At 73.2% G+C, this 16,838-nt stretch carries 15 protein-coding genes; 3 read left to right on the forward strand and 12 right to left on the reverse strand.

Annotated elements, in window-relative coordinates:
• Nucleotides 1-95 precede the first annotated feature (95 nt).
• The gene (locus LIX60_RS13710; RefSeq protein WP_227958659.1) at nucleotides 96-1,382 is read left to right on the forward strand and encodes an ABC transporter ATP-binding protein; all 1,287 of its coding nucleotides are present in this window, start codon (nucleotides 96-98) and stop codon (nucleotides 1,380-1,382) included.
• 204 nt (nucleotides 1,383-1,586) lie between these two features.
• On the opposite strand, the gene LIX60_RS13715 is transcribed toward LIX60_RS13710, so the two are convergent.
• The 11 genes from LIX60_RS13715 to dacB all read right to left on the reverse strand — a co-directional run bounded on the left by LIX60_RS13715 (nucleotide 1,587) and on the right by dacB (nucleotide 12,834).
• Nucleotides 1,587-2,078: a DUF3180 domain-containing protein gene (locus LIX60_RS13715; protein ID WP_227958660.1), complete on the reverse strand. Its 492-nt coding sequence runs from the start codon at nucleotides 2,076-2,078 to the stop codon at nucleotides 1,587-1,589.
• Nucleotides 2,079-2,160: 82 nt separating this feature from the next.
• Nucleotides 2,161-2,754, reverse strand: a complete 594-nt coding sequence (gene folK / locus LIX60_RS13720; RefSeq protein WP_227958661.1) for a 2-amino-4-hydroxy-6-hydroxymethyldihydropteridine diphosphokinase — start codon at nucleotides 2,752-2,754, stop codon at nucleotides 2,161-2,163.
• The gene (gene folB, locus LIX60_RS13725) at nucleotides 2,751-3,110 is read right to left on the reverse strand and encodes a dihydroneopterin aldolase (protein ID WP_043467300.1); all 360 of its coding nucleotides are present in this window, start codon (nucleotides 3,108-3,110) and stop codon (nucleotides 2,751-2,753) included. The genes folK and folB overlap by 4 nt, the downstream gene beginning before the upstream one ends.
• Before the next feature lie 395 nt (nucleotides 3,111-3,505).
• Nucleotides 3,506-4,000 carry a nuclear transport factor 2 family protein gene (locus LIX60_RS13730; protein ID WP_043467296.1) on the reverse strand — a complete coding sequence of 165 codons (495 nt, stop codon included), beginning with the start codon at nucleotides 3,998-4,000 and terminating at the stop codon, nucleotides 3,506-3,508.
• Nucleotides 3,997-4,851 (reverse strand): dihydropteroate synthase, encoded by an 855-nt coding sequence (gene folP, locus LIX60_RS13735; RefSeq protein WP_227958662.1) that lies wholly within the window; start codon nucleotides 4,849-4,851, stop codon nucleotides 3,997-3,999. The genes LIX60_RS13730 and folP overlap by 4 nt, the downstream gene beginning before the upstream one ends.
• Before the next feature lie 176 nt (nucleotides 4,852-5,027).
• Nucleotides 5,028-5,633 (reverse strand): GTP cyclohydrolase I FolE, encoded by a 606-nt coding sequence (folE, locus tag LIX60_RS13740; protein WP_019707653.1) that lies wholly within the window; start codon nucleotides 5,631-5,633, stop codon nucleotides 5,028-5,030.
• A gap of 110 nt (nucleotides 5,634-5,743) precedes the next feature.
• On the reverse strand, nucleotides 5,744-7,771 hold the full coding sequence (gene ftsH / locus LIX60_RS13745; RefSeq protein ID WP_019707652.1) for an ATP-dependent zinc metalloprotease FtsH: 2,028 nt from the start codon (nucleotides 7,769-7,771) through the stop codon (nucleotides 5,744-5,746).
• A 225-nt stretch (nucleotides 7,772-7,996) separates the two neighbouring features.
• Entirely contained in the window at nucleotides 7,997-8,536 is a 540-nt protein-coding gene (gene hpt, locus LIX60_RS13750; protein WP_039820502.1) for a hypoxanthine phosphoribosyltransferase, read from the reverse strand.
• 96 nt (nucleotides 8,537-8,632) lie between these two features.
• Complete coding sequence (gene tilS / locus LIX60_RS13755) at nucleotides 8,633-9,820, reverse strand: tRNA lysidine(34) synthetase TilS (protein ID WP_227958663.1); 1,188 nt, start codon at nucleotides 9,818-9,820, stop codon at nucleotides 8,633-8,635.
• Between the two features lie 286 nt (nucleotides 9,821-10,106).
• Complete coding sequence (locus LIX60_RS13760) at nucleotides 10,107-11,246, reverse strand: zinc-dependent metalloprotease (RefSeq protein ID WP_227958664.1); 1,140 nt, start codon at nucleotides 11,244-11,246, stop codon at nucleotides 10,107-10,109.
• A gap of 193 nt (nucleotides 11,247-11,439) precedes the next feature.
• Nucleotides 11,440-12,834 (reverse strand): D-alanyl-D-alanine carboxypeptidase/D-alanyl-D-alanine-endopeptidase, encoded by a 1,395-nt coding sequence (gene dacB / locus LIX60_RS13765; RefSeq protein WP_227962764.1) that lies wholly within the window; start codon nucleotides 12,832-12,834, stop codon nucleotides 11,440-11,442.
• A gap of 188 nt (nucleotides 12,835-13,022) precedes the next feature.
• Between dacB and LIX60_RS13770 the strand changes: the two genes are divergently transcribed.
• Nucleotides 13,023-13,517, forward strand: coding sequence for an inorganic diphosphatase (locus tag LIX60_RS13770; protein WP_019707647.1), 495 nt, complete (start codon nucleotides 13,023-13,025; stop codon nucleotides 13,515-13,517).
• A gap of 218 nt (nucleotides 13,518-13,735) precedes the next feature.
• Nucleotides 13,736-15,448 (forward strand): threonine/serine exporter ThrE family protein, encoded by a 1,713-nt coding sequence (locus tag LIX60_RS13775; RefSeq protein ID WP_227958665.1) that lies wholly within the window; start codon nucleotides 13,736-13,738, stop codon nucleotides 15,446-15,448.
• A gap of 117 nt (nucleotides 15,449-15,565) precedes the next feature.
• Here the strand turns inward: LIX60_RS13775 and LIX60_RS13780 are convergent, their stop codons facing one another.
• Nucleotides 15,566-16,768 (reverse strand): DedA family protein, encoded by a 1,203-nt coding sequence (locus tag LIX60_RS13780; RefSeq protein ID WP_227958666.1) that lies wholly within the window; start codon nucleotides 16,766-16,768, stop codon nucleotides 15,566-15,568.
• Nucleotides 16,769-16,838: the final 70 nt, after the last annotated feature.

Below are 16,838 nucleotides of genomic sequence, written 5' to 3' on the forward strand. Positions count from 1 at the left end.
GAAACGGTGGCCCGCCGGTATCGTGGGCCACCGGATCCGGTCACGGGCGCCCGTCGCCCGGCCGGAGAGCCGGAGCCGTCGTCCCGGGGGGACCCTTGATCCGCTTCGAGCAGGTGACCAAGCGCTATCCCGACGGCACGACCGCCGTGAACGACCTCTCCTTCGAGGTCGCGGAGGGTGAACTCGTCACCCTCGTCGGTCCGTCGGGCTGCGGCAAGACGACCACGATGAAGATGGTCAACCGGCTGATCGAGCCCACCTCAGGCCGGATCCTGCTGGACGGCGAGGACATCGCCGCCGCCGACCCGGTACGGCTGCGCCGCCGCATCGGCTACGTCATCCAGCAGGTCGGCCTCTTCCCGCACCGCACCGTCCTCGACAACACCGCCACCGTGCCGCGCCTGCTGGGCCGGCCCCGGAAGGCGGTCCGCGAGCGCGCCGCCGAACTCCTCGACCTCGTCGGCCTGGACCCGGCCGTGTACGGCGACCGCTATCCCGACCAGCTCTCCGGCGGGCAGCGCCAGCGCGTCGGAGTCGCCCGCGCGCTGGCCGCCGACCCGCCCGTCCTGCTGATGGACGAGCCGTTCGGAGCCGTCGACCCGGTGGTCCGCGAGCGGCTGCAGAACGAGTTCCTGAAGCTCCAGGCGACCCTGCGCAAAACGGTTCTCTTCGTCACCCACGACCTGGAGGAGGCCGTCCGTCTCGGCGACCGCATCGCGGTCTACGGGCAGGGGACGATCGAGCAGTTCGACGCCCCGGCCGCGGTGCTGGGCGCCCCGGCCACCGAGTACGTCGCCGGCTTCGTGGGCGCGGACCGCGGCCTGAAACGGCTCTCCGTCACCCCCGTCGAAGCGGGCGACCTGGAGCGGCCGCCCGTGGTCCGCCTCGACGACCCGCTCGGCACGGCCGTGCGCCGGCTGACGGCGGAGGGGGCGCGCTGGGCGGTCGTCCTGGACGACGCGGGACGGCTCCACGGCTGGCTACCGGCCGACGCGGCCCGGGCCGGAGCCGCCGCCGGAGCCAACCCCTCCGGTCCGGGGACCGGCTCCGGGGCCGGGCAGGGAAGCGCCGCGAGGGGTTCCGCCGGGGGCGCCGGGGGCGCCGGGGGCGCCGGGGGCGCCGGAGCCGCCGGAACGGACAACACCGTCCGGCACCACACCCGCCGGATGGAGGCGTGGCTTCCGGTCGGCTCCTCGCTCAAGCAGGCGTTCGCCACCATGCTCCAGCACGACGCCGGCTGGATCGCGGTGCTGGACGGCGACCACTTCCTGGGCGTCCTCACCCCGGCCCGCCTCCACGAGGCCCTGCGCCGCTCGATCGGCGCCGACGCGAACGCGCTGACCCGCACCGAGGTCACCGTGGAGACCGTTCCCGACCGCTGACCTCCCCGCCCGGCCGAGCGGGCTGCGGACCGACGGGCTCCGGACCCACCGGCTCCGGACCGAACGGGCTCCACACCCACGCCGTCCAGTTCTGGGACGACAGCAGGGGGGCGCCCCCGGCTCAGCGCACCGGGGTGCCACCTCCGGGTGGCCTCCGCCGGCCGTCACCGGGGCGGCTGCCCGAGCCCCCGGGGGCCGGGGCCGTTACGCCGGGGCCGTTCCCGGGCCGCCCTCGTCGTCCTCGTCCTCGGGGAGCTTGCAGACCCGTTCCAGCAGCAGGCCCGCCGCCACCACCGCCAGCCCCGCCAGGACGGCGAGGCCGGCGTAGAGGGCCTGGTCGCCGCGGCTGCCGCCGTCCAGACCGTTCGTCAGCAGGAAGACCCCGACGCCGCCGTACATCCCGGCGACCGGGGCGGCGACCAGCGCGCTCGCCTGGCCGAAGAGCACCGCCCGGGCGGCGACCATCGGGTCGACGCCCTTCGCGCCCGGCTGCCGCTCCCGCTGGGCCTTCAGCCGGCTCCGCAGCGACAGCGCGGTGGCGGCGAGGACGGCGGCGATGGCCGCCAGCACCACGGGAGCGGCGAAGGGCACGCCCGGCAGCGAGCCGAAGGAGTCCCAGAGACCGGCCACCGCCCAGGCCAGCACGCCGGCGACGGCGAAGATCCCGCCCAGCACTCTGATCCGAAGTTGCCTCACCGAGTGCTCGCCTCGCTCTTCCTGATGGACGGGAACCGACCCCCGCACCACGGGTCACCGGAGGTGGACACGAGGGTAACGGCTACTCGGGCAGTCGGAGTTCCAGGTCCGCGCGCCGCTCCACCCCCTGGCCGGGGACCTCGTCCAGCAGCTCCGCCACCGGGCCGTGGCCGGGCACCTCCGCGGCCGGGTCGACGTCGTGCCACGGCGCCAGCACGAAGGCGCGCTCGTGGACCCGCGGATGCGGCAGCGTGAGCGCCGGGTCGTCCGAGAGGACGCCCTGGTAGGCGACGATGTCGACGTCCAGCGTCCGGGGGCCCCAGCGTTCGTCGCGCACCCGCTCGAACGCCTCCTCGACGGCGTGGGCCCGCTCCAGCAGGGAGCCCGGCGGCAAGGTCGTCCGCACCAGCACCACGGCGTTGAAGTAGGACGGCTGGGTGCCGGGATCCACGCCCCAGGGCTCCGTCTCGTAGACCGGGGAGACCGCCTTGACCCGGACACCGGGGGTGTCCTCCAGCGCGTCGACCGCTCCCTGCAGGGTCTCCAGGCGGTTGCCGAGATTGCTGCCGAGAGCGATCACGGCCTGCTTCGGATTGGAGAGCGTGGTGTCCGCCGCGTCCACCCAGTCGGCCACCGAGGCGGGGACGGGCTGCACGGTCGGGTCGCTCGTGGTCATGGGCGGCTCCGGGTAATGGTGATGGTCACGTCGTCGAAGGGCACGGTGATCGGCGCGTCCGGCTTGTGGACGACCACCTCCACCTCCCGTACCGGCTCGTGCCGGAGGCAGCGCTCCGCGATCCGCTCGGCGAGCGTCTCGATCAGCTCGACCGGCTCGCCCTGGATCACGGCGACGACCTCCTCGGCCACGACGCCGTAGTGCACCGTCAGCGTGAGGTCGTCGGCGGCCGCCGCGGGACGGGTGTCCAGGCCCAGGACGAGGTCCACGACGAAGACCTGGCCCTTCTCCCGCTCCTCGGGGAAGACCCCGTGGTGTCCGCGTGCCCTGAGGCCGCGCAGCGCGACTCGGTCCACGACTGTCACTCCCGCTGTCGGTTACGGATGGACGGACGCCGGGCGGAGTGTGCCGCAGGTGTCCCCCGCGGCCCCGCCCCGCTCCGGGACCGGTGCGCCGCGCCGATGGAACGAACCTACCGGCGGCCACCGACAGCACCCGTCCCGGGCCGTGCCCGCGCGTGCCACGGTGCCGCCGGAAGCGCGGCTCGGCTGAGCTGGGCGCCGCCGGACCCGCCGGGGTCCGTGCCCCACGCTCTCACCCCTTACCCGGCCACCGCGCGACTCGAACGGGTGAACTGGGACACCATTCCGGGAACCGCGCGGGAAGCCCGGGAGAACACGGGACACTTCTCCCGCAAGACACCCGTAAGGCACCCGCACGACGCCCGCACGGCGCTCACCGGTCCTCACACCTAGACGAGCCCGGTGCCGCCCGCGCCGCCCGGCTCCTCGTCCTCGTCCGGCTCGCCGTCCTCCCCCGCCGTGTCCGCCAGCACCGGCGAGCCGTGGTGGGCCCAGATCCGCCAGCCGTCCCCGGTGCGTCGGAAGACGTTGGTGGCGACGACGAGCTGGCCGACCAGCGGCCCCAGCTCGCCCTCCTCCTCGGCCGGCCCGCCGCTGAGGATGTTCTCGGTGCAGGTCACCAGCGCGGTGTCGCCCTCGATCTCCACCTCGACATCCGTCAGGAAGAACTGGATGTACTCGGTGTTCGCCATGATGAGCGCATACGAGCGCAGCACCTCGCCGCTGCCCCGCAGCACCGGCCACCCCGGGTGCACGCAACTGACGTCACCGGGGAGCCACATCGCGGAGAGCGCCTCGAAGTCGCCCTGTTCCATGGCCTCGTAGAGGGCCGTGTTGGCCTGCTCGACCTGCTCGTAGTCGGTGCTACGGGCGGGCCTGCTCACCCGGCCCCCTCGACGGCGCGCGCCACGCGCACCGCGTCGGCCGTCGCCCGCACCTCGTGGACCCGTACGGCCCAGGCGCCCTCGCGCGCCGAGATCGCGGAGACGGCGGCGGTGGCCGCGTCCCGTTCCCGGGCGGGCGGCGGGCTGCCGCCGGGACCGGCCAGCACCCGGCCGAGGAAGCGTTTGCGGGAGGCCGCCACCAGCAGCGGACGGCCCAGGCTCCGCAGCTCGGGAAGGGACGCGAGCAGGGCCAGATCGTGCTCGGCCTGTTTGGCGAAGCCCAGCCCGGGATCGATCACGATCCGTTCCGGAGCGACGCCCCCGGCGACCACGGCGTCCATCCGCTCCCGCAGTTCGCCGACGACCTCGCGGACCACCTCGGAGTAGACGGCACGGGCGTTCATGTCCTGGCTGAAACCGCGCCAGTGCATCACCACGAACGGCACCCCCGCCTCGGCCACCACCGGCACCATCGCAGGGTCGGCGAGGCCGCCGCTCACATCGTTGACCAGCGCCGCCCCCGCGGCCACCGCCTGCTCCGCAACCGAGGCCCGCATGGTGTCCACGCTGACGGTCACGCCCTCGGCGGCCAGTCCGCGCACCACGGGGAGGACCCGGCGCAGCTCCTCCGCCTCGTCCACCCGGGAGGCCCCCGGCCGCGTCGACTCGCCGCCGACATCGACCAGATCGGCACCCTCGGCGACGAGCTCCAGACCGCGCTTGACCGCGTCCCCGGTGTCGAACCACCGGCCGCCGTCCGAGAAGGAGTCGGGCGTGACGTTCACCACGCCCATCACCGCGCAGCGGTCCCACTCCGGCAGACCGGTCACCACGCCGCGCAAGCTCCTCATCCCTCCACCTTAGGCCCCGGAGGGACCGCGTCCCGTCCGGGGCACCGCGCCGGGGCGCGCTCCCGGCGGAATCCGGACGCCGGCCCGGGAGGGGTGCGCCCCGGCGCGCGCCGGGGGGGCGGGACCATCCCCGCTCGGGTCCCGGCGCGGCTCCCGGCCCGGTCCCGGCGCGGGTCTCAGCGCGCGAGGATGAGGCTCATCGCCTCGGCGCGGGTGGTGGCGTCGCGGAGCTGGCCGCGGACGGCCGAGGTGGTGGTCTTCGCTCCGGGCTTGCGTATGCCGCGGACCGACATGCACATGTGCTCCGCCTCGATGACGACGATCGCGCCCCGCGCCTCCAGGATGCGCATCAGCGAATCGGCGACCTGCGTGGTCAGCCGCTCCTGCACCTGCGGCCGGCGGGCGAACACGTCCACCAGGCGGGCCAGCTTCGACAGTCCGGTGATCTTGCCGGTCTCGGCCGGGATGTAGCCCACGTGGGCGACCCCGTGGAACGGCAGCAGGTGGTGCTCGCAGAGGCTGACGATCTCGATGTCCTTGACCAGCACCAGCTCGTCGTGGCCGAGGTCGAAGGTCGTGGTCAGGACGTCCTCCGGGTCCTGCCGCAGCCCGCCCAGGATCTCCCGGTACGCGCGGGCCACCCGGGCCGGGGTCTCCAGCAGCCCTTCGCGGTCCGGGTCCTCGCCGACGGCGATGAGCAGCTCGCGGACGGCGTTCTCGGCCCGCTTCTCGTCGAACTCGCCGACGGCGCGCCCGCTGTTCAGCGTCACCGGGTCGGTCATGTGGTGCCTCGTTTTCCTGGTACGTGCCGTACGAACGCTCGTACGACGAATGCCGCGCCTTCCCAGGGTAGAACCCAGGAGGGCACGGCACTCATTCCGGACCGGGCGGCTCAGCTCTCCGGACGCGTCTCCTCGGGCAGCTCGGCCTTCTCCGTGGAGATCTTGGAGGAGGCACCGGCCGACTGGGAGCCGTTGGCCATGGTGAGCTCCTTGGGGGAGAGCACCGGAGGCCGGGTGGAGGGCGTACGGCGGGAGGAGCCGGTCCACGCGGGGCGGGCCGGGCGCTTGACCACCGGGGCGAAGATCTCGGCGATCTCCTCCTTGTTCAGGGTCTCCTTCTCCAGCAGCCGGAGCACGAGGTTGTCCAGGACGTCGCGGTTCTCGACCAGGATCTCCCAGGCCTCGTTGTGCGCCGTCTCGATGAGCTTCTTGACCTCTTCGTCGACCAGCGCGGCGACCTCTTCGGAGTAGTCGCGCTGGTGGCCCATCTCACGGCCGACGAAGGGCTCGGAGTTGTCGCTGCCGAACTTGATGGCGCCCAGCCGCTCGGTCATGCCGTACTGGGTGACCATCGCGCGGGCCGTGGTGGTGGCCTTCTCGATGTCGTTCGCGGCACCGGTGGTCGGGTCGTGGAAGACCAGCTCCTCCGCGGCGCGGCCGCCCAGCATGTACGCGAGCTGGTCCAGCATCTCGTTGCGGGTGGTGGAGTACTTGTCCTCCTCCGGCAGCACCATGGTGTAGCCGAGGGCCCGGCCTCTCGACAGGATCGTGATCTTGTGCACCGGATCGCTGTTCGGGGAGGCCGCCGCCACCAGGGCGTGTCCGCCCTCGTGGTACGCGGTGATCTTCTTCTCCTTGTCGCTCATGATCCGGGTCCGCTTCTGCGGTCCGGCCACGACACGGTCGATCGCCTCGTCCAGGAAGTGGTTGTCGATCAGCTTGGCGTCACTGCGGGCGGTCAGCAGGGCCGCCTCGTTGAGGACGTTGCTGAGGTCCGCACCGGTGAAGCCGGGGGTCCGGCGGGCGACCGCCTGCAGGTCCACGTCGGGCGCGACCGGCTTGCCCTTCTGGTGCACCTTGAGGATCTCCAGCCGGCCCTGCATGTCGGGCCGGTCCACGGCGATCTGCCGGTCGAAGCGGCCCGGGCGGAGCAGCGCCGGGTCGAGGATGTCCGGCCGGTTGGTGGCGGCGATCAGGATGACGCCGCCCTTCACGTCGAAGCCGTCCATCTCGACGAGCAGCTGGTTGAGCGTCTGCTCGCGCTCGTCGTGGCCGCCGCCCATACCGGCGCCGCGGTGCCGGCCGACGGCGTCGATCTCGTCGACGAAGACGATCGCGGGGGCGTTCTGCTTGGCCTGCTCGAAGAGGTCCCGGACCCGGGAGGCGCCGACACCGACGAACATCTCGACGAAGTCGGAGCCGGAGATCGAGTAGAACGGGACGCCCGCCTCGCCGGCGACGGCGCGCGCGAGCAGCGTCTTGCCGGTGCCGGGCGGGCCGTAGAGCAGCACGCCCTTGGGGATCTTGGCGCCGACGGCCTGGAACTTCGCCGGCTCCTGCAGGAACTCCTTGATCTCGTGGAGCTCCTCGACCGCCTCGTCGGCCCCGGCCACGTCGGTGAAGGTGGTCTTCGGGGTGTCCTTGGTGATCAGCTTGGCCTTGGACTTCCCGAAGTTCATGACCCGGGAGCCGCCGCCCTGCATCTGGTTCATCAGGAAGAGGAAGACCAGCACGATGAGGACGAAGGGCAGGAGCGAGAGCAGGACGCCGACGAAGGCGTTCTGCGACTGCGGGGAGACGGTGTACCCGTCCGGCAGCGTGCTCTTGTCGCCGTCGTTGACCCTCGCCTGGAGGTCCTTGGCGAGCTCGGTGCCCTGATCGCCGATGTAGCTCGCCTGCAGCTTGTCGCTGCCTTCGATCTCGACGTCGTCCTTGAGCTCGATCTTGATCTTGCTTTCGTCGCCGGTGGTGAGCTCGGCGGACTTGACCTTGTTGTCGGCGATCGCGTTGACGACCTGGCCGGTGTCCACCGTCTTGAAGCCGCCGGACGAACCGACGACCTGCATCAACACGACCACGGCGAGGACGGCCAGCACGATCCACATGACCGGCCCACGGAAGTAGCGCTTCACGTCCATCCATACGGGGCGCGGGCGCCCCGTCCCTCCTGCCACAGTGAGGCACGCCGGCTTCGCGGTGAGCCGGCCGTGCGTACGGTGAATTACTCGACCTGTTGAAGACTTGCCTTCGGACGGTACCTCAGCTTCCGCCCCGGGCGCTGCCCGGGCGGTGAATGACCACCGTCCGTACAAACCTCAACGCCGCGACGGCGCCCGGCGTTCCCGCCGGGCGCTCCCGGCCGCTCAGCCGCCGTAGACGTGCGGCGCCAGGGTCCCGACGAAGGGGAGGTTGCGGTACTTCTCCGCGTAGTCGAGGCCGTAGCCGACGACGAACTCGTTGGGGATGTCGAAGCCGACGTATTTGACGTCGATGTCGACCTTGGCGGCCTCGGGCTTGCGCAGCAGCGTGCACACGTTCAGCGAGGCCGGTCCGCGCGAGCTGAGGTTGGACAGCAGCCAGGAGAGGGTGAGCCCGGAGTCGATGATGTCCTCGACGATGAGGACGTCACGGCCGGCGATGTCGGTGTCCAGGTCCTTGAGGATCCGGACCACGCCGGAGGACTTGGTGCCCGCTCCGTACGAGGAGACCGCCATCCAGTCCATGGTCACGGGGGTCGACAGCGCCCGGGCCAGGTCGGCCATCACCATGACCGCGCCCTTGAGCACCCCGACGATCAGCAGATCGCGGCCCGCGTACTCGGCGTCGATCTCCGCGGCCAGCTCGGCCAGCTTGGTGTCGATCTCTTCCTTGGTGATGAGCACCGACTGAAGGTCGGTGCCCATGTCCTTGTCGTCCACCCGTGTCACTCTCGGTCGTTACGGCCCGGTCCCGGCAGCACTCGTTCCCGGCGGTGGCCGGAGGATGCGTCGGGAGGCGGCTCAGTGCTCGGCGGCGGTCTGATCGCGCCGCCCGATGACCAGATTGCCACACCGCCGGCGGACCTCGACGCGCCCGGGGAGGTTGAGTGCGCCCTGGCCGTGCCAGTCGGTGACCAGCCGGTCCATTTCCTCGATGTGCCGGGCGAAGAGCGAACCCGCGGGCGAACCGGCCGCGATGGCCGCGCGGCGCAGCACCCGGCGCCGGATGGCCGGCGGCAGCACGGCGAGCTTGGCGACGTCCAGGCCGCCGGCCGGATCGGCCCCCCCGGGACCGCCGCCCGGACCGCCGCCCGGGGCGGACCGGACGGAGCGTTCGGCGTCGTCCGCCCAGACGTCCAGGGCGTCGGCGTCGTCACGGGAGAGCTGGGCCGTTCTGGCGAGGGCCTCGATCACGCCCTTGCCCAGGGATTTCTCCAGGGCGGGCAGACCTTCGTGGCGCAGCCGGGAGCGGGTGTAGGAGGGGTCGCTGTTGTGCGGGTCGTCCCAGACGGGCAGCGACTGGGCGAGGCAGGCCGTACGCGCCGTCTGCCGGTCGAGCCGGAGGAAGGGGCGCCGGTAGCGGCCGTCCCTGCCGGAGACGGCGGCCATGCCGGAGAGCGAGCGGATGCCGGAGCCGCGGGCGAGGCCGAGGAGAACGGTCTCGGCCTGGTCGTCGCGGGTGTGGCCGAGCAGGACGGCGCGGGCGCCGTACCGCTCCGCGACGGAGTCCAGAGCGGCGTAGCGGGCGTCGCGGGCCGCGGCCTCGGGGCCGCCGGAGCGGCCGACGTCGACCGCGACCGTCTCGACGGGGTCGAGACCGAGTTCGCGCAGGCGTGCGGCGACCTCCTCGGCGCGCTTCGCGGAGCCCGGCTGGAGGCGGTGGTCGATGGTGACCCCGCCGGCGCGGATGCCCAGCTTGGGGGCCTCGAAGGCGAGCGCGGAGGCGAGCGCGACGGAGTCGGCGCCGCCGCTGCAGGCGGCGAGCACCAGCGGGGCGCCGGGGGCGCTCGGGGCCGGACGGCCGGACGGCTCGGGGCGTCCGGCGGGCAGGGCTGCGGGCGGCGTCGGGGAAGGGGCGGAGGGAGCGGAGGCAGAGGCGGGCGGGGAGGGAGTGGCGAGCGTGCCGGCGCCGGCGAGCTCGGCGAGGAGGTCGTGGAGCGTGCGGCGGACCGCCAGGCGTATCGCCGCGACCGCTGGATGGGGACCCATGTCCGGTTCCCTTCCTGTCAGGGGGGAGATGTCTCGGGGGCCGTGCGGACCGGGGGCGGTGGACCGCCCGACGGCACTCGGCCTTCCGTCACACTGTGTGTGTAGATGGTGACAGAGGCGAGCCATTACCCGAGCATCGCACGCCTTCCGGGGTCGCACGGTCCCTCGGACGGGTGATCCGCAGGACTTCCATTCGGCTCCCGGCCCCCGGCTCCGGTCCGGATCGGCCCCGGACCGGAGCCTGGGCTCGCGGGCGGGGCCGGACGGGGAGGGGCGGACCTGCGGGTCAGCTCTCCTTGCGGTGCACCCGGGCGACCCACTCGGCCGGGGCGGCGATCTCCGCCTTGGTCGGCAGGGTGTTGGGCGAGGTCCACACCCGGTTGAAGCCGTCCATGCCGACGTCCTTCACCACGGCCCGGACGAAACGCTCGCCGTCGCGGTACTGGCGGAGCTTGGCGTCGAGGCCGAGGAGCTTGCGCAGGGCCTGGTCCAGCCGACCCGCACCGCTCGCCCGGCGCTGCTGGAACTTCTCGCGGATCTCCGCCACGGAGGGGACGACGTCCGGGCCGACCCCGTCCATGACGAAGTCGGCGTGGCCCTCCAGCAGGGACATCACGGCGGTGATGCGGTCGAGGACCTCCCGCTGGGCGGGGGTCTGCACCAGTTCGACGAAGCTGCGCCCGCCGTCCGCCTCGCCCTCCGCCCGGCCGCCGGCGAGGGACTGGGCGGCCTCGCGGACGCGTTCCAGAAGGGTGCCGGGGTCGATGTCGGTCTCGGCGAGGAAGGTCTGGATCTCGCCCTCGATGTGGTCGCTGAGCCAGGGGACGGCCGAGAACTGGGTGCGGTGGGTCTCCTCGTGCAGGCAGACCCAGAGCCGGAAATCGTGCGGTTCGACGTCGAGTTCCCGCTCGACGTGGACGATGTTCGGGGCGACCAGGAGCAGGCGGCCGCCGTTCGCCCCGGCGGGCAGGTCGCGGCCCGGCGGGGCGAAGGTCTCGTACTGGCCGAGGACGCGGGAAGCGAGGAAGGAGAGCAGGGCCCCCAGCTCCATGCCGGTCACCTTGGAGCCCACGGCGCTGAGCACGGCTCCGCCGGGGCGGCCGGCCCGGCGGCCCTCGACCTTCTCCAGCAGGGGTTTCAGCAGCTCGCGGAAGCCGGCCACATTGGCGCGGATCCAGCCCGGCCGGTCGATGACGAGGACCGGGGTGCCGCCGCCGGGGGCCGGTGCCACACCGTCGGCGGGCGGAGCCGCCATCCGGGTGAAGGCGCGCACGTGTTCCTCGGAGGAGCGGGCGTGCCGGCGCAGCTCGGACACGACCGCGCGTGCCTCGTCACGGCTCACCTCGGGGCCCGGCCGTACCAGCCGGGTCGCGGTCGCGACCGCGAGATTCCAGTCGACCATCTGGGCACCGCCGAAACTCGTCATGACTTCACCGTACGTGGCGCGCGGAGAGAGCGGGAGGAGTGCACGTCGGGGGTGCGGCCCGGCGCCTCCCGCGGCTCCGGCGGGGCCGGTGCGCCCCGCCCGTCCCGTCCGTCCCGCCGGGCGAGGGGGGCGGGCGTCACGCGGGCGGCCGCCGCCGCGGCGCTCCCGGGCGGGTCCGGCCGTGCCGGGGCGGTCAGCGGCAGCCGCAGTTGGCCAGGGCCGAGGCCAGGCGGTCCAGGGCCGCCTGGGCACCGTGGGCGTCGGTGCTGCCGTTGGTGATGAACGCGAAGGCCAGCAGCCGGCCGTCGGCGTCGACGACCGTGCCGGCGAGGGCGTTCACGCCGGTGAGGGTACCGGTCTTGGCGCGGACCATGCCGGTGCCCGCGGAGGCGTCCGCGTAGCGGCTGCGGAGGGTGCCGCTGAATCCGGCCACGGGCAGTCCGGTGAGGACCGGGCGGAGCTCGGGGCGCTCGGGGTCGGTGGCCCGGACCAGCAGCTGGGCGAGGAGGGCCGCGGAGATCCTGCCGTCCCGGTCGAGGCCGCTGCCGTCGGCGAACCGGGCGCCCTTGAGCGGCAGGTCCAGCTCGGCGAGCCGGTCCCGTACGGCCTTCTCCGCGCCGGTGAAGCTCGCCGGTCTGCCGTCGGCGACCGCCGTCTCCCGGGCGAGGGCCTCGGCGATGTCGTTGTCGCTGTTGGTCAGGGCCCGTTCGACGAGGGCGGAGACGGGCATGGAGCGGACGGCGGCGACCCGCTCGGCGTCCTCTCCGGCCTTGGCGCGGCGGGGCTCCCCCTTGATCTTGACGCCGCGGTCGCGGAGGAGGTCCGCGAAGGTCTTCGCGGCGTCGGCGGCCGGATCGGCGGAGCGGGGCGCCGGGCCGCGGTGGCTGTCGTCGAGGCGGCCCGCGTCGGTGCTCAGCGGGACGACCGGGGCGATGTTGTCGTTGAGCCCTATGGGGTGCCGGTCGGGTCCGGACCAGCGCGAGGTGTCGTACGCCAGGACGGCCTTCCCGGTGCCGTCCTCCTTGAGGGCGCGCGCGGTGCGGTCGGCCAGGTCGCGCAGCCTCGCCGGGCTGCCGGGCTGCCGGGAGCCGCGGGCCGTGAGGGTCGGGTCGCCGCCGCCGACCAGCACGATCTCGCCCTCGCCGGAGCCGGTGACGACCTCGGTGGTCAGCCGGTGGTCGGGGCCGAGCGCGGTGAGGGCGGCCACCGCCGTCGCGATCTTGATGGTGGAGGCGGGTACCGCCGGGGTGTGCGCCCGGGTGCCATGGACCAGTTCGCCGGTGACGGCGTCCGCCACCGCGGTGCTGCTCAGCGAGCCCAGGGCCGGGTCCTCCAGCAGCGGGGTGAGGGCGTCCTCCAGACCCGTCGCGGTGGGCGGCGGGGCGGCTCCGGACGAGCCGGTGGCGCCGCCGAGGGCGGCGAGGACCGCGGTGGCCGCGGGCGCCGACTCGTCCGTGGCCGACGTGCCGGGTGACCGGCCATCGTGACGCTCACCACCCTCGCCGTTCCAGTGGGCCGCGCGGGCCCGCTCGGCCGTACGCTGTCCGGAGTCCCATGGGCCGGCCGCGGTCACCGCTCCGGCCGCCATGACGAGCCCGAGTACGGCGGAACCCGCCGCCAGGTGCCACGGCGGCAGGGCCAACCACCCGCCGACGGGCCATCTGTACCGCCACCATCCGGCCTCGGGCACTTCGGACCAGCCCCTTTCGCACCCACGCCCCCGCGTAAGGGACACTTAACCATCAGAATTATGGCCTGATCATGGAGGAGCCACCCGTGGAGTTCGACGTCACCATCGAGATCCCGAAGGGTTCGCGCAACAAGTACGAGGTGGACCACGAGACGGGCCGTATCCGCCTGGACCGCCGGCTCTTCACCTCGACGAGCTACCCGGCCGACTACGGGTTCGTCGAGAACACCCTCGGCGAGGACGGCGACCCGCTGGACGCCCTGGTCATCCTGGACGAGCCGACCTTCCCCGGCTGTCTCATCAAGTGCCGCGCGATCGGCATGTTCCGGATGACGGACGAAGCGGGCGGTGACGACAAGCTCCTGTGCGTGCCGGCCTCGGACCCGCGCGTCGAGCACCTGCGCGACATCCACCATGTCTCGGAGTTCGACCGCCTGGAGATCCAGCACTTCTTCGAGGTCTACAAGGATCTGGAGCCCGGCAAGTCGGTCGAGGGCGCCAACTGGGTGGGCCGCGCCGAGGCCGAGGCCGAGGTCGAGGCGTCGATCAAGCGCCTGGAGGCCTCCGGAGGGGCGCACTGACGACGGTCGCGCCGGAGTGATCCGGCCACGGTGCCGCCGACGCGGCGGCACCGTATGACGGTGGTATGGGCGGGCGGCGCACTCCTCGGGGTGCGCCGCCCGCTCGCTGCCCGGACCCGGCGGACGGGACATACCGGGCGAGCGCCCCGGGAATGCGCCATGGTGGCCTGAGGGGCGCGGGATGCATACGAGTTCTACGAGGAGGAACGGAGCACGTGGTGGCGGACGCCCAGCGGCACGGCGGTGCCCCCGGGTCGGAGCGAGCGGAGGAACCCGAGGACCGCAAACCGCAGTCCGACGAGGCGCGCAGCGCCTTCACACCACCGCTCGGCCTCCCCCTGCCGCCGCCCCCGGAGGAGGAGCACCCCACCTCGGAGTTCGCCCTCCCCACGGGGCTGGCGCCGGAGCCGCCGCCCGAGCCCGAGGGCTCGGCCTTCGCACCGCCGGGCGGGCGGCAGCCGGAGGGGACCGGCCGGGGCCGGCCCAGCTCCTTCCCCGCCTTCACTCCCCCGAACGGCATACCCGCCGTCCGGCTGTCCAAGGAACAGCCCTGGCAGGACCGCATGCGCACCATGCTGCGGATGCCGGTGGGCGACCGTCCGGTGCCGGAGCGGGCGGAGCGCCACGAGGACGAATCGGGGCCCGCCGTCCCCCGGGTCCTGGACATCTCGCTGCGGATCGGGGAACTGCTGCTGGCGGGCGGCGAGGGAGCCGAGGACGTCGAGGCGGCGATGTTCGGCGTCGCGCACGCCTACGGGCTGGACCGCTGCGAGCCGACCGTCACCTTCACGCTGCTCTCCGTCACCTACCAGCCGTCCCTGGTGGACGATCCGGTGACGGCCAGCCGGACGGTGCGCCGCCGGGTGACCGACTACACCCGGCTGTCGGCCGTCTACCGGCTCGTGGACGACATCACCACGGAAGATGCCGAGATCACGCTGGAGGAGGCGTACCGGCGGCTCGCCGACATCCGGCGGAACCGGCACCCCTACCCCGGCTGGGCGCTGACCCTGGCCGCCGGACTGCTCTCCGGATCGGCGAGCACCCTCGTCGGCGGCGGCTGGCTCGTCTTCCTCGCGGCGGCGGCCGGCGCCATGCTCGGTGACCGGCTGGCCTGGCTGGCCTCGGGCCGCGGACTCCCGGAGTTCTACCAGTTCGTGGCGGCCGCGATGCCGCCCGCCGCGATGGGCGTGGCCCTGGTGCTGGTGCACGCGGAGGTCAAACCGTCCGCGGTGATCACGGGTGGGCTGTTCGCGCTGATCCCGGGGCGGGCTCTGGTCGCGGGGGTGCAGGACGGGCTGACCGGCTACTACATCACGGCCTCCGCCCGCCTGCTGGAGGTCGTGTATCTGATCGTGGGCATCGTGACCGGGGTGCTGCTCATCCTGGTGGTGGGCGTGGAACTGGGCGCCGGGCTCAAGGCGGCCGAGTCGCTGGGCAGCGACTACCGGCCGGTGACCCAGATCGTGGCGGCCATGCTGCTGGCGCTGGCCTTCTGCATCATGCTCCAGCAGGAACGTTCCACTGTGCTGGCGGCCACCCTCAACGGCGGCATCGCCTGGGTCGTCTACGGCGCCATGAACGATGTCGGCGGGATCTCGCCGGTGGCGGCGACCGCTGTGGCGGCCGGGCTGGTGGGCCTCTTCGGGCAGTTGCTGTCCCGCTACCGGTACGCCTCGGCGCTGCCGTACGTCACGGCCGCGATCGGGCCGCTGCTGCCCGGTAGCGCGACCTACTTCGGTCTGCTCGGTGTCGCGCAGGGCGATCTCAACGCCGGCCTCGGCTCACTGACGAAGGCCGTGGCGCTGGCGCTGGCCATCGCCATCGGGGTGAACCTGGGTGGCGAGCTGGCCCGGCTCTTCCTCAAGCGGCCGACGGTGGAGGCCGAGACGGGCGAGCGGCGGGCGGCCAAGCGCACCCGCGGATTCTGATCCGGATCCCGGCCGACGGCGGCCGGGCAGGCCCCGGCCACCGGGCGGGCGCGGAGGGGAGCGGGTGGCGGGCCGCGGCGGTGAAGGGCTGCCGGCGGGCCGCCCCGCTCCCGGCTGTCAGGGCTGCTCCGGCTGCCCGTACCGGCCTTGCTCGCCGTACTGCGCCGGCTGTCCGTACGCGTCGGGCTGCCGGCCGTACTGATCGGGTCGGCCGTAGGGCTGCGGCTGCCGGCCGTACTCGTCCGGCCGGCCGTAGGGCTGGGGCTGCGGCTGGGGCTGGGGCTGCGGCTGGGGCTGGGGCTGACCGTACTGCTGCCGGCCGTACTGGCCCGGCTGACCGTACTCGTCCGGCGCCTGCTGACCGTACTGCTGCGGCTGCTGACCGTACTGCTGCCGGCCGTACTGACCCGGCTCGCCGTACTGATCCGGCCGGCCGTACTGGTCCGGCTGACCGTACGGCTGCGGCGGCTGCTGGCCGTACTGCTGGGGCTGCTGACCGTACTGCTGCTGACCGTACTGGCCGGGCTGCCCCTGCTGGTCCGGGCGGCCGTACTGGCCCGGCTGACCGTAGGGCTGCTGCGCACCGTACGCGGGTGCGGACTGCGCCGGCTGTCCGAACGCCGCCTCGGGGCCGTCGTGCGGCTCCGGCGCGGGCTCGGGACGGACCAGGGCCGGCTCGTCGGGGAGGGGCACGGCCCGGCGGGACTGGGCGCGGGCCCGGAGCAGCTCGATGATGATCGGCAGCACCGAGAGCAGCACGATCAGGATGAGGATCTTCTCGATGTGCGCGTGCACGAAGTCGATCTGGCCCAGGAAGTAGCCGAGAACCGTCACACCGGCGCCCCAGAGCAGGCCGCCGATGACGTTGAAGGTGATGAACGAGCGGTAGTTCATCCGGCTCACACCGGCGACGATCGGCGTGAACGTCCGCACGATCGGCACGAACCGGGCCAGGACCAGGGACTTCGGGCCGTACTTCTCGAAGAAGTCGTGCGCCTTCTCGACGTTCTCCTGCTTGAAGAACCGGGAGTCCGGCCGTTTGAACAGCGCCGGTCCGACCTTGCGCCCGAAGAGGTAGCCGACCTGGTCCCCCAGGATCGCCGACACCACGACGAGCGCGCAGATCAGCCAGAGCGGATAGCTGAGCGTGTCCGTCGCCACCAGCAGACCGGTGGTGAAGAGCAGCGAGTCACCGGGCAGGAAGAAGCCGAAGAACAGGCCCGACTCGGCGAACACGATCGCCAGCACGCCGATCAGGCCGAAGGTCTGGATCAGATAGTCCGGGTCGAGCCAGCTGGGGCCGAGCGCGATGGTGGTCACGAAGGGGAGACTCCAGGTTCGGGGCGCAGGCTCAAGCGGGGCCCGGGCGCGGTTCGTGGGGCGACTGTAC

Origin of the sequence: Streptomyces sp. S07_1.15 (genome assembly GCF_020739505.1) — a bacterium.
In the GTDB taxonomy this organism is placed as follows: domain Bacteria; phylum Actinomycetota; class Actinomycetes; order Streptomycetales; family Streptomycetaceae; genus Streptomyces; species Streptomyces xinghaiensis.

What these genes read in the sequence shown, in the direction of transcription:
- folK (WP_227958661.1), bottom strand. Translation starts at nt 2,754, where the DNA reads ATGACCACGAGCGACCCGACCGTGCAGCCCGTCCCCGCCTCGGTGGCC.
- folP (WP_227958662.1), bottom strand. Translation starts at nt 4,851, where the DNA reads ATGAGGAGCTTGCGCGGCGTGGTGACCGGTCTGCCGGAGTGGGACCGC.
- folE (WP_019707653.1), bottom strand. Translation starts at nt 5,633, where the DNA reads ATGACCGACCCGGTGACGCTGAACAGCGGGCGCGCCGTCGGCGAGTTC.
- ftsH (WP_019707652.1), bottom strand. Translation starts at nt 7,771, where the DNA reads ATGGACGTGAAGCGCTACTTCCGTGGGCCGGTCATGTGGATCGTGCTG.
- hpt (WP_039820502.1), bottom strand. Translation starts at nt 8,536, where the DNA reads ATGGGCACCGACCTTCAGTCGGTGCTCATCACCAAGGAAGAGATCGAC.
- tilS (WP_227958663.1), bottom strand. Translation starts at nt 9,820, where the DNA reads ATGGGTCCCCATCCAGCGGTCGCGGCGATACGCCTGGCGGTCCGCCGC.
- LIX60_RS13760 (WP_227958664.1), bottom strand. Translation starts at nt 11,246, where the DNA reads ATGACGAGTTTCGGCGGTGCCCAGATGGTCGACTGGAATCTCGCGGTC.
- dacB (WP_227962764.1), bottom strand. Translation starts at nt 12,834, where the DNA reads ATGGCGGCCGGAGCGGTGACCGCGGCCGGCCCATGGGACTCCGGACAG.